General features: G+C 71.8%; 13 protein-coding genes, 3 tRNA genes and 1 pseudogene. 9 read left to right on the top strand and 8 right to left on the bottom strand.

Translation table 11 applies throughout. From position 1 onward, the window contains the following. Positions 1 to 92, bottom strand: a pseudogene (locus tag ACWD5Q_RS25060) (hydrolase); the annotation flags it as partial. A 371-nt stretch (positions 93 to 463) separates the two neighbouring features. Further along, positions 464 to 537 (bottom strand) — tRNA-Lys (locus tag ACWD5Q_RS25055). Positions 538 to 754: 217 nt separating this feature from the next. On the opposite strand from ACWD5Q_RS25055, the gene ACWD5Q_RS25050 reads away from it, so the two are divergent. From ACWD5Q_RS25050 to ACWD5Q_RS25035, 4 genes are all read left to right on the top strand, one after another. Continuing rightward, positions 755 to 2,026 (top strand): peptidoglycan-binding protein, encoded by a 1,272-nt coding sequence (locus ACWD5Q_RS25050; protein WP_451429271.1) that lies wholly within the window; start codon positions 755 to 757, stop codon positions 2,024 to 2,026. 122 nt (positions 2,027 to 2,148) lie between these two features. Further along, positions 2,149 to 3,294: an SPFH domain-containing protein gene (locus ACWD5Q_RS25045; RefSeq protein ID WP_451429270.1), complete on the top strand. Its 1,146-nt coding sequence runs from the start codon at positions 2,149 to 2,151 to the stop codon at positions 3,292 to 3,294. 122 nt (positions 3,295 to 3,416) lie between these two features. Continuing rightward, positions 3,417 to 4,040 (top strand): lytic polysaccharide monooxygenase auxiliary activity family 9 protein, encoded by a 624-nt coding sequence (locus ACWD5Q_RS25040; RefSeq protein WP_451429269.1) that lies wholly within the window; start codon positions 3,417 to 3,419, stop codon positions 4,038 to 4,040. A 141-nt stretch (positions 4,041 to 4,181) separates the two neighbouring features. After that, complete coding sequence (locus tag ACWD5Q_RS25035) at positions 4,182 to 4,649, top strand: hypothetical protein (protein WP_451429268.1); 468 nt, start codon at positions 4,182 to 4,184, stop codon at positions 4,647 to 4,649. A 208-nt stretch (positions 4,650 to 4,857) separates the two neighbouring features. On the opposite strand, the gene ACWD5Q_RS25030 is transcribed toward ACWD5Q_RS25035, so the two are convergent. Both ACWD5Q_RS25030 and ACWD5Q_RS25025 read right to left on the bottom strand, forming a co-directional pair. Continuing rightward, positions 4,858 to 4,931, bottom strand: a tRNA-Lys gene (locus ACWD5Q_RS25030). Between the two features lie 119 nt (positions 4,932 to 5,050). Further along, positions 5,051 to 5,209, bottom strand: coding sequence for a hypothetical protein (locus ACWD5Q_RS25025; protein WP_451429267.1), 159 nt, complete (start codon positions 5,207 to 5,209; stop codon positions 5,051 to 5,053). A gap of 176 nt (positions 5,210 to 5,385) precedes the next feature. On the opposite strand from ACWD5Q_RS25025, the gene ACWD5Q_RS25020 reads away from it, so the two are divergent. Both ACWD5Q_RS25020 and ACWD5Q_RS25015 read left to right on the top strand, forming a co-directional pair. After that, the gene (locus ACWD5Q_RS25020; RefSeq protein ID WP_451429266.1) at positions 5,386 to 5,877 is read left to right on the top strand and encodes a carboxymuconolactone decarboxylase family protein; all 492 of its coding nucleotides are present in this window, start codon (positions 5,386 to 5,388) and stop codon (positions 5,875 to 5,877) included. 76 nt (positions 5,878 to 5,953) lie between these two features. Continuing rightward, a complete protein-coding gene (locus ACWD5Q_RS25015; RefSeq protein ID WP_451429265.1) occupies positions 5,954 to 6,316 on the top strand; it encodes a DoxX family protein in 363 nt (120 codons plus the stop codon). 318 nt (positions 6,317 to 6,634) lie between these two features. Here the strand turns inward: ACWD5Q_RS25015 and ACWD5Q_RS25010 are convergent, their stop codons facing one another. Further along, positions 6,635 to 7,597: a D-2-hydroxyacid dehydrogenase gene (locus ACWD5Q_RS25010; RefSeq protein ID WP_451429264.1), complete on the bottom strand. Its 963-nt coding sequence runs from the start codon at positions 7,595 to 7,597 to the stop codon at positions 6,635 to 6,637. A gap of 322 nt (positions 7,598 to 7,919) precedes the next feature. Between ACWD5Q_RS25010 and ACWD5Q_RS25005 the strand changes: the two genes are divergently transcribed. Next, entirely contained in the window at positions 7,920 to 8,681 is a 762-nt protein-coding gene (locus ACWD5Q_RS25005; RefSeq protein ID WP_451429263.1) for a maleate cis-trans isomerase family protein, read from the top strand. A gap of 86 nt (positions 8,682 to 8,767) precedes the next feature. Beyond that, positions 8,768 to 9,856: an LLM class flavin-dependent oxidoreductase gene (locus ACWD5Q_RS25000; protein WP_451429273.1), complete on the top strand. Its 1,089-nt coding sequence runs from the start codon at positions 8,768 to 8,770 to the stop codon at positions 9,854 to 9,856. A 27-nt stretch (positions 9,857 to 9,883) separates the two neighbouring features. On the opposite strand, the gene ACWD5Q_RS24995 is transcribed toward ACWD5Q_RS25000, so the two are convergent. Further along, complete coding sequence (locus ACWD5Q_RS24995) at positions 9,884 to 11,797, bottom strand: putative bifunctional diguanylate cyclase/phosphodiesterase (RefSeq protein ID WP_451429272.1); 1,914 nt, start codon at positions 11,795 to 11,797, stop codon at positions 9,884 to 9,886. Positions 11,798 to 12,359: 562 nt separating this feature from the next. On the opposite strand from ACWD5Q_RS24995, the gene ACWD5Q_RS24990 reads away from it, so the two are divergent. Further along, complete coding sequence (locus ACWD5Q_RS24990) at positions 12,360 to 13,643, top strand: M6 family metalloprotease domain-containing protein (protein ID WP_451429262.1); 1,284 nt, start codon at positions 12,360 to 12,362, stop codon at positions 13,641 to 13,643. Between the two features lie 298 nt (positions 13,644 to 13,941). Here ACWD5Q_RS24990 and ACWD5Q_RS24985 read toward each other — a convergent pair. Then, positions 13,942 to 14,015: transfer RNA gene (locus ACWD5Q_RS24985), tRNA-Lys, on the bottom strand. Further along, positions 14,006 to 14,623 carry a hypothetical protein gene (locus tag ACWD5Q_RS24980; RefSeq protein ID WP_451429261.1) on the bottom strand — a complete coding sequence of 206 codons (618 nt, stop codon included), beginning with the start codon at positions 14,621 to 14,623 and terminating at the stop codon, positions 14,006 to 14,008. The genes ACWD5Q_RS24985 and ACWD5Q_RS24980 overlap by 10 nt, the downstream gene beginning before the upstream one ends. Positions 14,624 to 14,698 lie beyond the last annotated feature (75 nt).

The following is a 14,698-nucleotide window of genomic DNA, read 5'->3' as shown; positions in this document are numbered from 1 at the left end:
TGGGGCTGGTGGTCGACGAACAGCATCACCGAGTTGTCCGGGGTCAGCAGGTCCGGGCTGGGGGCGGCCTGGACGTTGGCGATGTCGAACATGTCCGGTTCCTTCTTCTCTTCTGTCAGTCGCCTCCGGGAGGTGGTTCCTCCCGGGGTGGGACGCCCGTATCAATCAATCTGCGGCAGAAGATATTTCCGAGGAAGAGGTTTAATTTAGAACTAGATTGTGTGGTGTGCATCACATGGGTGGATGCCTGCTCGCGTTGGCCGAGGGGTGGCGACAGTCCCACCCGTCGAACGACCTCGGCGGTGTCCCCGTGATGGAGGGCACCGCCAAGTGTGCGGAGCCCAGGGGGCCTTGACCCGCTGCGCCGTCGACGGCGTTTCCCGGTCGTCATCCATGAAGGCGACGTCGCCGAGGTGCCGCACGCGAAAAGACCCCTCGCCGTGGCGAGGGGTCTTTTCGGTCGTGCGCCGCCAGGGACTCGAACCCCGGACCCGCTGATTAAGAGTCAGCTGCTCTAACCAACTGAGCTAGCGGCGCCTGCTGACCCGGAGAACTCTACCCGATTCCGAGGGGTGCTCCCGATCGGGCCGCCCTCGCGGCCCGCGTCCGGCCGTCCCGTACCCCCGAGTGACGGCCGCATGTGCGCCTTTCGGGGCGTCAGCAGGCGGTTCGAGTGGACAGTTGGAAAGCTGACGCATTTACATAAATAGGACAAATCCTCCAGGGTGTGGACAGGGAGTGTGAGGGGAATCGCATGAAGACTCCGGCATTCGAGGAAATCGATCCCACAAGCGACTGCGACTGCCCTGGATGCGCACGCGGACGCGGTGCCGTCCACCGCTCCCGCCCCTGCGGACCGGCCCTGCGTCCGGCGGCCCGGGGAGTCATCGCGCTGGCCGCCGCCGCGGGCGCGGTGCTCGCCGTCCCGGGGCAGGCGGTGTCCGCCGTCGCGGCCACCCACGACACCCCCTGGCCCATCGTTCCCGTGGGTGAGGAGCCTCCGGCCTCCCCGCAGGGCCGCACCTCGCCGCTGCACGGCACGGGCGTGATGCCGAGCGGGGTGACGACACCCACGACGACCCGGGCCGAGATCATCAACCGGGCCAAGAAGTGGGTCGCGGCCAGGGTCCCGTACAGCATGGACGACTACTGGACGGACGGGTACCGGCAGGACTGCTCCGGCTTCGTCTCCATGGCCTGGAACCTCGGCAGCAACGAGTGGACCGGCAGCCTGGACAAGTTCGGCGACCGCATCTCCAAGGACGAGCTGCAACCGGGCGACATCCTCCTCTTCCACAACGTCGACAACCCGGAGAAGGGCTCGCACGTCGTCATCTTCGGCGGCTGGACCGACTACACGCACCAGAACTACACCGCCTACGAGGAGACCCCGCCGCGCGCCCGTCGCAGGACCACCCCGTACGCCTACTGGACCAACTCCAGCCGCTATGTGCCCTACCGCTACAAGGGCGTGGCGGACAGCAAGGCCGCCAAGGAGGGCGAGAACACCCCGGTCCTTCCGGGCGCCCTGTCGGTGCCGACGGTCGGCATCCCGGGCGTCGCCTCCGTCGGCAAGGCCGCCGACAACCCCTACCTCGCCCAGCTCGGCGGTCTGCTCGCCGTACGCGGCCGGTCCCGCATCCCGGTGGCGGGGGCGGTTCCGCTGTCCGGTGCGGGCGCCGGGGCCAGGATTCGGGTGGTGCCCCCCGCGGGGATCTCTCCCGGGACTGCCGCGCCGGTCTTGCCGGGGGGCCGCCCGGCGGCCTCCACGCAGAACCCGGCAGGGGTGCCCGCCTACCCGGGCCGGGGCGCCTTCCGGCCGGGCGCGACCGGCCCGCACATCACCCGGCTGGGCCGGAAGCTGGTCGAGAAGGGGTTCGGCAGGCACTACGCCCGCGGGCCGGGGCCGCGCTGGAACGAGGCGGACCGCCGCAACGTCGAGGCGTTCCAGCGCGCCCAGGGCTGGCGCGGCGCCGCGGCCGACGGCTACCCGGGGCCGGAGACCTGGCGACGGCTGTTCTCCTGACGGCGGCCCTTCCGGTATCCCGGCCCTCCCGTGTCCACGGTGGACCGACTGTGGATCGACTGTGGCCCTTTAGCGTTTCCTCCGCCGGCCGAAGCCGGAGGCTTCCACGCAAGGAGTTTCCGATGAACACGACGTCATCGCCGGCCCCGGAGCCCGAGGGGGCGCCGCCCGAGACGGGCGCCTCGCCGGCCCGGCTCATCCACGGCGAGTCGACCACCGAGATCCCGGTCCATCTGCTGTTCCGGGACGTTTCCGAATCGGTGTCGCTGCCGATCGCCCCGACCGTGGTGGGGCGCCGGCTCGGTACCGGTGAGCAGCCGTGTGTGCGTGCGCCCGTCGAGCCGGTGCGGCGGGCACCGGCCGCCGATCCCGAACTGGTCGAGCGGCCGGCCTGGGCGCTGCCCGGGTCGGTGGGTGTGCTGGCCGGGCTCGGCGGCCTGTTCGGCTGCGGGGCCGTCTCGTGGTGGGCGGGTGTCCTGTCGCCGGCCGCGATGCGGGTGCTGGAGCTTCCGGCGAACGCGGACGCGGGACTCGGGCCCGCGCAGTTGGCGGCGTACATCGGCGCGGGGGCGCTCGGTCTGCTCGGCTTCAGCGGGCTCATGCGCGGGCGCACGGGGTACGCCTGGGTGCTCGGCGTGTTCGGCCGCTACCGTGGCACGGCCCGCCGCACCGGTCTGATGTGGGTGAACCCGCTGGTGGTGCGCCACCGGGCCGATGTGCGGCTGCGGCACTGGCGCAGCGAGCCGATCCCCACGGTCGACGCCAACGGGGTCGCGTTGCGGGTGGTCGTGCTGGTGACCTGGCGGGTCAGGGACACCGCGCGCGCCGTGCTCGGCATCGACGACCACCAGACCTATCTGCGCGAGTGCGTGGAGTCGGCGCTGGCGCGGGTGGTGCCGCAGGTGCCGGCCGAGGCGTCCGCGACCAAGGACGTGGTGAGTCTGCGCAATGTCGAGGCGATCGGGGACGCGCTGACCCGGCTGGTGGCGGCGGACGCGGATCCGGCCGGGCTGGAGGTGTTCGCGGCGCAGCCGACCCGGATCGAGTACGCGCCCGAGGTCGCCGAGCGGCTGCAGCGCCGCCGTATCGCCGCGCTCGACGCCGAGCACCGGGACACGGTGCTCACCACGGTCGTGGACTCGGTCGAGGACACGGTGACCCGGCTGACCATGCGGGGCCTGGTCGCACTCGACGACTACGAGCGCAAGGCGTTGGTGAAGGACCTGACGGTGGCGTTCTACACAGGACGCAAGGCCGACGGGGGATGAAGAACGGCACTGCGCTGGGGATGGACATGTACAACTCACGCCCATAATCTGAGACTTGGTCTAGACCTGGATAAGTGCGCGCACGGCTCGAGGAACTCCCCACATCCTTCAGGAGCAACAGCATGCGCATCCGTACGACCAGAAAGGCGAAGTGGTACGCGGCCGTGGTCGGCCTCGCCACCGCGAGCACGTTCGTGCTCTCCACCGGCGGCGCCAACGCCCACGGCTACACCGACCAGCCGCTCAGCCGGCAGAAGATGTGCGCCGCGAACGGCGGCATCGTCTCCGGCTGCGGCGACATCCAGTGGGAGCCGCAGAGCGTCGAGGGGCCGAAGGGCTTCCCGGCGGCGGGGCCCGCGGACGGCCAGATCTGCTCGGCGAACCACACCAACTTCGGCGTGCTCGATCAGCCGAGGACGCCCTCGGGCGCGGCGTGGCCGACGACCAGAGTGACCGGCGGGCAGAGCTACAGCTTCCGCTGGCAGTTCACGGCCTCGCACGCGACGACCGACTTCAAGTACTACGTCACCAAACCGGGCTGGAACCAGAACCATGCCCTGACCAGGGCGGATCTGAACACCACCCCGTTCCTGACGGTGCCGTACAACGGTCAGCGCCCACCGTCCACGCTCAGCCACACCGGCACCCTGCCGACCGGGCTGAGCGGGCACCACGTCATCCTCGGAGTGTGGACGATCGCGGACACGGGCAACGCGTTCTACTCGTGCGCGGACGTCACGTTCTGAGCACCGCCCCGTCCCGAAACCGTCCCGGGGCCGATGTCTGAGCCTGGCTTGAGACACTCCGGCGATCCGGGCGGGTACGCTCCGCGCACATCGGCATGGCCATGACGGTGTGCGCGGAGCCGTACGGGACTCGGGGGAACCATGGACTTCTTCTTCTACGCCGTGCCTGGCCTGATCGCCGCCGTGGCGCTGGCCAAGGCGGCGATGGTGATCCGCGGCTCGCTCCAGCTGAGGAGCAACTGGAACAGCGGTCTGACCGCCGAGGCGCGCTGTCTGCGGACGTACACGACGACCAGCGGCGGCCGCGGGGACACCCCCGTGACCACGACGCTGCGCCACGTCTACGAGTTCACGACCCGTGAGGGCCGCACGGTCCGCTTCGAGGAGGCGAACGGCCCCGGGACGACGGTCGAGGGTGACATCGTCCCCGTCCACTACACCGAGGCCCACCCCGAACGCGCCACCGCCTGCTCCCCGGCCCGGGGGACGGCCCTTGCGGGCACCGTCGGCATCCTCCTCTTCCTCGCGGTGATCGTCGCGTTCTGCGTCGGCTTCGTGGTGACGTACCACACCGATGCGATGGACGACCCGTTCGCGAGCATGCCGTAGGTCTCTCGGCGTTGACGGACGATCGACGGCGATGCGGGCCGGTTCCCGCTCTGCGCGAACACGGTTCCAGAGCACGGGAACCGCGGGTTCCCGGAGGCGCCTCGGCGGGCGGTTCCCGCGGCGGGATCGGGGGCGGCGAAGCCGCGCGGAAAACAACGATGGCGAGCCGGTTCGCGCTGTCCGCGAACACGACTCGCCATCGTCACTGTGCGCCGCCAGGGACTCGAACCCCGGACCCGCTGATTAAGAGTCAGCTGCTCTAACCAACTGAGCTAGCGGCGCAGACTCTGTCGCGTGACGCTCTCGCGTCCGGCGACAAAAGAAATACTACCCGGTCCCCGGGGGTGGTCGTGCCCCCCCTCAGATCGCGAGGGACAGCAGCACCGGGGCCGCCCCCTTGTTCAGCCGGTCCGCCGCCTGCCGCAGCCGGGGAGCATCGCGTAGGCGACGGTGAACAACAGGTTCCGGTGGACGACGAAGGTCTCGGTGGCGCGATCCGCACCGCCCCGGTCCGTGGGCGGCTCGGTGGCTCCCCTGGTTCGGTCGCGGCGCTCGCTCATTCACCGGCTCCCACCCGTTCCGGATCTTCCTGGCACCGCACACACGATGCCGACCCCGCCGGCTTCGTGACACCCGCCTGAAGTGGCATAGGTCACACCGCCGCACTGTCACGCAGCTTCGGTCACCGGCATCTCCTGTTCGACTTCGACCAACGACGACGAGCAAGGAGCACACCGTGACCGGTCGCTTGAGTCTGCTCGGCAACCCGGCCGCGACCGCGGCCAAGGCCGCCGCCCACTTCGGCACGGCGAGCAAGACCATCCTTCAGGAGTCCGGCCTGCCTGCCGTGACCCAGAAGCTGGTCCTGCTGCGGGCCAGCCAGATCAACGGCGACGGCTACGCCACCGACGTGTGGAGCAAGAACGCCGCGGCCGCCGGCGAGACCGCGGTCCGCCTCGACCTGGTCGCCGCCTGGCGCGAGTCCACGGTGTTCACCGACGCCGAACGCGCGGCGCTGGCGCTCACCGAGGAGGGCACCCGGATCGCCGACGCCCGCCAGGCGGTGTCGGACGAGACCTGGAAGCGAGTGCGCGAGCACTACGACGACCAGATCGCCGCGCTGGTCTCCCTGATCGCCATGATCAACGCCAACAACCGGCTCAACGTGATCGTGCGCAACCCCGGAGGCTCCTACCAGCCCGGCCGGTTCGCCGGCATGGCCAACTGACCGGCACGCCGACCACCGCCCGGCCCGGGATCACCCACCCCGGGCCGGCGTCCATGACCGCACCCAAGGAGAACTCATGAACCTCGCACTCTGGATCGTCGCCGGCCTTCTCGCCCTGGTCGCGCTCGCCGGGGGCCTCACGAAGTCCTTCATCCCGAAGGCGAAGCTCGCCACCATCCACGGCGCCGAATGGACCAGAGGAATCGACGCCAGCGCCATCAAGGCCCTGGGAGCCCTCGAGCTCCTTGCCGCGGCCGGCCTGGTCCTGCCCAAGGCGCTCGGCACAGCACCGGTCATGGTCCCGGTGACCGCGACCTGCTGGATCGTCCTGATGATCGGCGCGATGGTCACCCACGGCCGCCTCGGCCAGTACAAGCTCGTCGCGGTCAACGTCGTCTACCTCGCCCTCGCGGTCTTCATCGCGGTGGGCCGCTTCTAGTGCCGCGGCAGGCAACGTTCGCCCCGTCGCGACGCCCGGCACGCTCCCCCAAGCTCTTCGAGCAGGGGGTACCCCCTCTCGCCGCACCGCCCGAAAGCCCAAGTACATCCAGTACGAGGTCTTCCGGCCGGCACTCCCCCAGCCTTCGGCCGGGGGGACCCCCAGAGCACGCACCGGACGCCGCTCCTTAACGGGCAAACGTTGCCTGCCGCGGCACTAGCCAGCCGGTCAGCGTGTCCGCGCTCTCGTCCGCGATCCCGGCACCCCCGCCGCGCAGGTGCTCGCCGCCGCCGGCGACCGGCTGCCGTGCCGTGCGGCTCAGTACCCGGGAACGTAGCCGCGTCGCTTGTCGACCACGTTCAGCAGCGGTTTGCCGGCTTCCCAGCGTGCGTACAACTCGACGAACTGGCGGCCGAGTTCGTCATGCCGGCCGACCGTGTCGGCGCTCATCCGCGGGGACAGCAGAAGGCCCGGGACCTGCCACAACGGGCTGTCCGAGGGGAGTGGTTCCTGCCGGAGGACATCCAGGGCCGCCCCGGCTATCCACCGCTTCGACAGCGCGGCGACGAGCGCCTCCTCGTCCACCAGCGCGCCATGGGCGACGTTGATGAAGCGGGCCGAGGGCTGCATCACCCCGAAGCGGCGGGTGTCGAACATGCCGCGTGTCCGCTCGGTGAGCGGCGCCGCCGCGATCACCCAGTCGGCGCGGGCGATCAGCCGGTCGAGGTCGGCCGGACCGTGGACACCGGTGAGCGGGACGCGTCCCACGACCGACGCGGTGACGTCGAGCGCCTTGAGCGTACGGGCTATCGCGCGCCCGACCGGTCCGGAGCCGACCACGCACGCGCGCGTGCCCGCGACCCGCGGCACGGCGCGGGGCCGCCACTCCCGGTCCCGTTGCAGATCCCAGGTGCGGGGCAGGTCCTTGGCCAGCGCGAGGACGAGCGCCGCCGCATACTCGGCCACGGGCTGCTCGAAGAGCCCGCGCGCGTTCGTCACCACGGTGTCGCACGCGGTGAGTTCGGGACACATCAGATGGTCCACGGCCGTGCTCGCCGTGTGCACCCAGCGCGGCCGGGGGCCCCTGCCGGGCCAGGCGTCGCGCACCGCGTCCGTGGGGTAGTCCCAGACCAGCAGCACATCGGCGCCCGGCAGCCGTTCGGCCAGCGTGGAGGCGTCCGCGTGCTCGATCCGCGCCCGTCCGGTGAGCCGGCCGAGCCGGGGGAGCGGTTCCGCGTCCAGGACGAGCAGGGTGGGGCGGCCGGGAGGGGGAGCGGTCATGCGGGAACCGTGTCTCCCTTCGGCGGCGGCCGGCCGAGCGGCGGCCGGGCGTCTGACATGCACGGATTGACCACGGTCGCACCCGATCCCGGCGCCGTCAACACGGTCGGGACACGCCGTCCGGTACGACCGTCCAGGGGGTCCGGCCGACACCCGGGACCGCGCGCGCCCCGGCGCCTCTCGGCCGGTCGGGCGAGGGAGGGGACGGTCCGGCGTCACCTGGGTACCCGGGCGATGGACCCGCTCTGCCGAAGGAGGCGGCACCCCGGGGCCCGTACCGCCGGAAGAACCCGTACCGCCGGAAGAAGCAGGAAGGCTGGGCATGACCGCACTCGGATTCCTCTACCCGGGCCACTACGCCGAGGACGACTATCCCCGCATGGAGCAGTTGCTGGGCAGCGACATCCGGACGGACCTCGTGCACGTCGACGACACCGGGGAAGCGCACCTGAAGGAGGCACTGCGCGGGGGCGTCCTCCCGGCGGTGGCCGAGCGCCCGGAGAGCGGTGTGCCGCGGCGGCTCGCGGCGGGTGTCGAGGAGCTGCGGCTCGCGGGTGCCGAGGCGGTGGTGTGGGCAAGCACCAGCGGGAGCTTCGCCTACGGCTGGGAGGGCGCCCACGAGCAGGTGCGCGCCCTCGCGCTCGCCGCCGGGATGCCGGCCTCCTGCACCTCCTTCGCGTTCGTGCACGCGGTGCACGAGATCGGGGTGCGGCGGGTGGCGGTCGCGGCGACCTACCCGGACGCCGTGGCGGAGCTGTTCGCCGCCTTCCTGCGGGCGGCGGGCGTGGAGGTGGTGTCGGTGCACGGTGCGGGCGCCGCCCCGGACGAGGTGAGCGGCTGGGGTGCGGAGGAGGTGCTGGCGCTGGCCCGCGAGGGCGACCACGCCGACGCCCACGCGGTGCTGCTCCCCGACACCGCCCTGCACACGGCCGCGTATCTCACGGAGCTGGAGAAGAAGCTGATCAAGCCGGTCCTCACGGCGAACCAGGTCACGATGCGGGAGGCCCTGCGCCTGGTGGACCGCCGGGTGAACGCGCCGGCCCTGGGGTCCCTGTTCATCAGGGAACCGATCGTCCAGGTGTGATGGGCGGGAACCTCCGCGGCGGACGGGAATAAACGGGGACTGCCTCCTGTTGTCGCTTCGGAGACGCGACGCACGACACAGGAGGCATCCAGGTGGACGAGATCCGAGGCACGGCACAGGGCACAGCCCCCGTCCCCCTCTCGGTACTGGACCTGGTCACGGTCGGAGCGGGCCACACCGCCTCCGATGCCCTGCGCACCAGCGTCGCCCTCTCCCGTCTCGCGGAGACTCGCGGCTTCCACCGCTACTGGGTCGCCGAACACCACTCCATGCCGGGCGTCGCCTCCTCCTCACCGGCCGTGATCCTCGCCCACCTCGCCGCCCACACCGACCGCATCCGGCTCGGTTCCGGCGGCGTGATGCTGCCCAACCACGCCCCGCTGGCCATCGCGGAGCAGTTCGGCACGCTGGAGGCCATGGCCCCCGGCCGTGTCGACCTCGGTCTCGGCCGGGCCCCGGGCACCGACGGATCCACCGCCGCCGCCCTGCGCCGTACCGACCGGCTGAACGAGGGCGCCGACGACTTCCCCCAGCAGCTCGCCGAGCTGACCCGCTTCCTCGACGACGACTTCCCGGACGGCCACCCCTACGCCCGGATCCACGCGGTCCCGGGCCCGGTCCAGGCCACCTCCCCGGGCGGCGTCCAGTCCCCGCACCGGCCGCCGATCTGGCTGCTGGGTTCCTCGGGCTTCAGCGCCCGCCTGTCCGGCATGCTCGGTCTGCCCTTCGCTTTCGCCCACCACTTCTCGGCGCAGAACACCGTCCCGGCGCTCGACCTGTACCGCGAGTCCTTCCGCCCCTCCGAGGTCCTCGACGCCCCGTACGCCCTGATCGGCGTCAGCGCGCTCGCCACCGACGAGGAGAAGGAGGCCCGCCGTCAGGTGCGGGCGGGTGCCCTGAACATGGTGCGGCTGCGCACCGGCCGGCCCGGTCTCTTCCCCGACCCGCAGGAGGCCGAGACAAGCGCGCTCGGTCCGCTGGAGGAGGAGTTCATCCAGTCCTGGTCCGCCAACGTCGTCCACGGCACGGCGGACGAGGTGCGCGCCGGCCTCGACGACCTCCAGAAGCGCACCGGCGCCGACGAGTTGATGATCACCTCCCATGCCCACCGGGGCGACCTGCGCCTGCGCTCGTACGAACTGATCGCGGACGCCTACGGGTTGCCGCTCTCCTGAGCACGCGCGGGGGACGCACCCCGCCGGTCAGGCATGGTCGCAGGTTGCCGCCTCCACCAGCTCCGCGATGCGGTCCGGCGGCACGGGCCGCGAATACAGCCAGCCCTGCCCGGTGTCGCAGCCGATCCGGCGCAGGCGGGTGGCCTGCGCGGAGGTCTCCACGCACTCCGCGGTGACGGTGAGGCCCAGCCGGTGGGCGAGCCGGATCATGGCCTCGACGACGACCTCGTCGGCGGGGTTGGGGTGGGCGTCCGTGCCCTCGTACTGGAAACCGCGGACGAACGAGCCGTCCAGCTTCAGCACGGACACCGGCAGCCGGCTCAGATAGGCGAGGTTCGAATAGCCGGTGCCGAAGTCGTCGATGGCGATGCGCACCCCCATGTCGCTGAGCGCCTGAAGCGCCTGGAGCGGCCGGCCCGCCGAGCCCATGACCGCGGACTCGGTCAGCTCCAACTGCAACAGATGGGGGGCGAGTCCGGTCTCCGCGAGGGTTCCGGCCACATCCGCCACCAGGTCGGAGTCCCAGACCTGACGCACCGCCACGTTCACACTCACGAAGATCGGCGGCTCGTCGGGGCGCTCCAGTTGCCACCGACGGGCCTGGCGGCAGGCGGTCGTGAGCACCCAGCGCCCGAGCTGCACGATCGAGCCGTCCTCCTCCGCCAGTCCGATGAACCGATTCGGCGTCAGGGTGCCGAACTGGGGGTGGTGCCAGCGCACCAGCGCCTCCACCCCGCGCACCCGCCCGTCCTCCATACCCACGAGAGGCTGGTACTCCAGGGCGAACTCGCCCCGTTCGATGGCCGGACGCAGACCGGAGGAGAGGGCCTGGCGGGTCATACGGTGCGCGTTGCGCTCGGGGTCGAAGAGGGTCCAGCGGGCCTTTCCGTCGGCCTTCGCCCAGTACAGCGTCGTATCGGCCGCCTGCATCAGACCGGTCGCCGTCGTCCCGGCCGCGTGCCGCTCCACCACACCGATGGACGCGGAGACCGACAACCGCTGCCCGGCCAGGTCGAACGGTGCCTGCAGCGCCCTGAGCACCGACTCGGCCAGCTCCGCGAGTTGGTCGGTGCCCGTCGAGTCCTCGACGAGCAGGGCGAACTCGTCGCCGCCGAGCCGGGCCACCAGGGGAGTGGTGGCCCGGCTGTGGCCCGCCTCGTTCGCGCAGTGCGTCAGACGCTCCGCGACGGCCGCGAGCAGCCGGTCGCCGACGCGGTGGCCCAGGGTGTCGTTGACCGCCTTGAAGCCGTCGAGATCGAGGTAGCACAGCCCGATCCGGCCGCTCCCGCCCTCCTCGTACGACTCCGCCTCCAGCGCGGCCGACAGGCGTTCGAAGAACAGCGTCCGGTTGGGCAGCCGGGTCATCGGGTCGTGCATCTGCAAGTGGCGTAGCCGGGACTGCAGTTCACGGCGGGCGCTGATGTCGGCGACCGAGAGCAGGACGGCCCGCTCGGCCTCGGGCAGGGCCGTGACGGTCACCTGCACCCAGAGCGAGTGCCCGTCGGGGTGCTTGAGCCGGCGCGCGCAGCGCAGCCGGGCCTGACGGCCGCGCAGCACCTCGCGGTACGCGTGCCAGGCGCGGGTGTCGGAGGACAGATCGAGCAGGTCGGCGGCGACCCTGCCGACCAGCCCGTCGGCGCCGGTGCCGAGCAGCTCGCCCAGGGTGTCGTTGGCGGTGACCACCAGGCCCTCCCGGTCGACGACCGCCATGGCGTGCGGCGCGGCGGCGAACACCGCGCCGAAGGAGGGGGATCGCGGGGAGGCGGAGGAGAGTGGTGGGGAGGCGGCGGGGGGTGGTGGGGGCAGCGCGTCCGCGGGGGGCGGAAGCGGATACGCCCCGAGGAGGGGCGGTGGCTCGGACGTACCGGATGACGTGCTGTTGTGACGTACTGTGACAACCGGGCCGACGAGGTCTGCCGCGGTCGCCTGCCCTTCGGACATTCCGCTCACCGCTCGCTCCCGCAGTGCACTCGTTCTTCGTACGGATCTCGTGGGTCTCGTCGGGGTCGACGGCCGCAGGGAGAGCGGCCGTACAAGCCGTGTTCGTGCAGGAAAGTGTGCCGATCATAGAGGTTGGCCCAGGGGCCTTCCAGCCGCTGTCCAGTCTCCCGGAACGAGCACATGGTCTGACAGATCGTTTCTGCCCGCACCTTGCCCAGGTCCATCAGGCCGCCTTCGACTGTGACGTTCCGTGAGTATGCGGGGCGTCGGCCCATGTCGGCCGCCCCCTCGGCGCTCGGGCGCCGGTGTGTGCTCCCGCCCCGCATTGCCCCTCCCCGGCCGTCGCGGTCCCCTTCTGGCCTTTCCCCCGACTGACGGCCTCTCACCCTTCTGGGGCAGACAAACAGGGCGTAGTAATACAAGTACGACAAAGCTGGGTGTGGAGTTGCCAGAACCGCACCCGGAGGTCGACGTGCCGTGTCCGCTCCCCCGCAGGGGGTTCAGCCACGAGGTTCCGCGTCGGCGTGTCCGGGGCCGGGTGCCCCACGTCCTGCGCCGGACCATGGCCGCGGCCACGTCGCTGACGGCGCTGGCCGCGACCTCGCTCGTCACGGGGCCCGCGCTCTTCGGCTCCCCCGCCGCGCCCTGCGAACTCACCCGCAGCGAGGCGCACCACTCGGAGGGCGTCGACACCTGGAACGACGGCTATACGCGGCCCACCCGGCCGGTGGACGCCGTCCTGATCTTCCTGTCCTTCCCGGACTCCGTGCCGACGACCACGCCGGCCGAGCTGACCTCGGACTACTTCCCGGCCACGAGCCGCTTCTTCGACCGCGCCTCCTACGGCCGGTTCACCGTGCGTCCGCATCCGCTGGACCACTGGATCCGGATGCCCCGGCCCTCCGTCTCGTACGCCGTACGGCGCGACTGGGACCCCGATCACCGGAACGCGTACCTGCGCGACGCGCTCGCCGTCGCCGACAAGAAGGTCGACTTCTCGCGGTACGACGTCGTGTACTTCGTGGCCGACCCGGACGCGCCCGGCATCGACTCGGACGCCACGAAGGTGGTCAACCTGGAGACCCCGCTCCAGGCCGACGGCGCAGAGGTCCGCCGGGTGGTCACGGTGTTCGAGAAGCATCCGCCGGACCGTCTGGTACTCGCCCATGAGACCGGGCATGTCTTCGACCTGCCCGACCTCTACCACCGGCCGACGGACGGCAAGGGGGACTGGGACACCTATGTCGGCGACTGGGACCTCATGGGCAGCCAGTTCGGACTGGCCCCGGATCTCTTCGCCTGGCACAAGTGGAAGCTGGGCTGGCTGGACGACCGCCAGGTGCTGTGCGTGCGGGGCAGGGGGAGCACGCGGCTGACCCTGGAGCCGCTGGGGGCGGGAGCGCAGGGAGTGCCGCAGGTGGCGGTGAACGCGGGCGCGCCCGCGGATACCGGGACGGCGGGTGCGGCGGGGACGTGGCCGCTCGGGCCCGGTGTGCAGGCGTTCGGGTCCGGGCACGGCACCAAACTGGCTCTCGTGCGCACCGGACCCGACAGTGTGCTCGCCCTGGAGGCGCGCGACGCCATGGGGAACGACAGCGCGACCTGCACCCAGGGCGTCCTCGTGTACCGCGTCCACGGCGACACGGCGTCGGGCGGCGGCCCGATCGAGGTACTGGACGCCCATCCGCACTCCTCGGCCTGCTGGAACACCTCGGTGTACCCGGCCCTCGCGGACGCCCCCGTGGATGTGGGGGAAAGCTTCACCGTGCCCGGCGACGGCGTACGGGTGGAGGTGGAGGACCGCACGGCCACGGGCGCGTGGACGGTACGGATCACTCGGCCGTGAGCCGTCGGGGCCGGAGGGGGAGGGGCCCGCGACGGGCACCGTGGGGCCGGGCGGTCCCTGGGCGTGGGTGGCGAAGCTCCTGCCGCACGGGATGGACCTGCGCGGGGCGTGAGGGCGGCGGGCCGGATCGTGGGTTCGCGTCGCCCGCGAACACGGGCGCGATGGGGCCGGGCGGCTCCGGCGGCGCGGTGCGGGGGTGTGGGTGGCGCAGCCCCCACGACGCGCGGCGAAGCCGCGCAGAAAAAACGATGGCGACCCGGTTCGCGCTGTCCGCGAACACGACTCGCCATCGCCATCGTGCGCCGCCAGGGACTCGAACCCCGGACCCGCTGATTAAGAGTCAGCTGCTCTAACCAACTGAGCTAGCGGCGCCTGCTGACGTCGTAGACCTTAGCACCCTGGTCGGCGGGAGGAAAAATCGATATCCGTACGGCCGTGGACGCCACCGTCCGGGCTGCCCGGACCGCCGCCCACAGGACGACTTCCGGCCCGGGGAGCCAGGGGTGACGGGTGTCGGGTGCGACGAGCCAGCGGGACTCGGGGCGGCTGCCGGCGTCGGCCGGAGAGGCCGTGGGGCTGGTCGTGGGGCTGCTCGCGGGCACGGTCACGGCATCCCCGGGGCCATGGCACAGCAACGGCGGCACCGCGGGGGTACGGCCGCCCCACTCCTCCCAGTCCAGCAGCGCCGGCAGCCGCCGGGCCGTGCCGGGCGCCGCGAACAGCAGCATGCGCCCCCGGTGCTCGGCGACCGGCCCGGAGCCCGGACCCTCCCCCCAGAGCCGGTCGAGCATGCGCCGTCCGAAGATCGCGGGAGCGCTCACGACGTCGAACACGGTGCCGCAGGGCAGCACGGCCGGCGTGGTGGGCCGCTTCGCCCAGTACGCCGCCGCGCTCCGCGGACACGTCCCCGCGGAGGCGAGCCAGGCGGCGCCCTCCGAGGTGGGGCGGGAGGGCTCGGTGAACGGCATTCGACTGTTCATGGCAGCCAGATGTACCGGGCGTGAGCGATCCGTCTCCGAGAGTTGCGGAAAACCGGGACACTCAGGGACCGAGCG

Source organism: Streptomyces sp. NPDC002513 (assembly GCF_053595355.1).
This window is presented reverse-complemented; position numbering and strand designations above follow the sequence as displayed.

Bases quoted from the DNA above. Each gene is read 5' to 3' on its own strand.
- ACWD5Q_RS25050 (WP_451429271.1), top strand. From the start codon at position 755: ATGAAGACTCCGGCATTCGAGGAAATCGATCCCACAAGCGACTGCGAC.
- ACWD5Q_RS25045 (WP_451429270.1), top strand. From the start codon at position 2,149: ATGAACACGACGTCATCGCCGGCCCCGGAGCCCGAGGGGGCGCCGCCC.
- ACWD5Q_RS25040 (WP_451429269.1), top strand. From the start codon at position 3,417: ATGCGCATCCGTACGACCAGAAAGGCGAAGTGGTACGCGGCCGTGGTC.
- ACWD5Q_RS25035 (WP_451429268.1), top strand. From the start codon at position 4,182: ATGGACTTCTTCTTCTACGCCGTGCCTGGCCTGATCGCCGCCGTGGCG.
- ACWD5Q_RS25025 (WP_451429267.1), bottom strand. From the start codon at position 5,209: ATGAGCGAGCGCCGCGACCGAACCAGGGGAGCCACCGAGCCGCCCACG.
- ACWD5Q_RS25015 (WP_451429265.1), top strand. From the start codon at position 5,954: ATGAACCTCGCACTCTGGATCGTCGCCGGCCTTCTCGCCCTGGTCGCG.
- ACWD5Q_RS25010 (WP_451429264.1), bottom strand. From the start codon at position 7,597: ATGACCGCTCCCCCTCCCGGCCGCCCCACCCTGCTCGTCCTGGACGCG.
- ACWD5Q_RS25005 (WP_451429263.1), top strand. From the start codon at position 7,920: ATGACCGCACTCGGATTCCTCTACCCGGGCCACTACGCCGAGGACGAC.
- ACWD5Q_RS24995 (WP_451429272.1), bottom strand. From the start codon at position 11,797: ATGTCCGAAGGGCAGGCGACCGCGGCAGACCTCGTCGGCCCGGTTGTC.
- ACWD5Q_RS24990 (WP_451429262.1), top strand. From the start codon at position 12,360: ATGGCCGCGGCCACGTCGCTGACGGCGCTGGCCGCGACCTCGCTCGTC.
- ACWD5Q_RS24980 (WP_451429261.1), bottom strand. From the start codon at position 14,623: ATGAACAGTCGAATGCCGTTCACCGAGCCCTCCCGCCCCACCTCGGAG.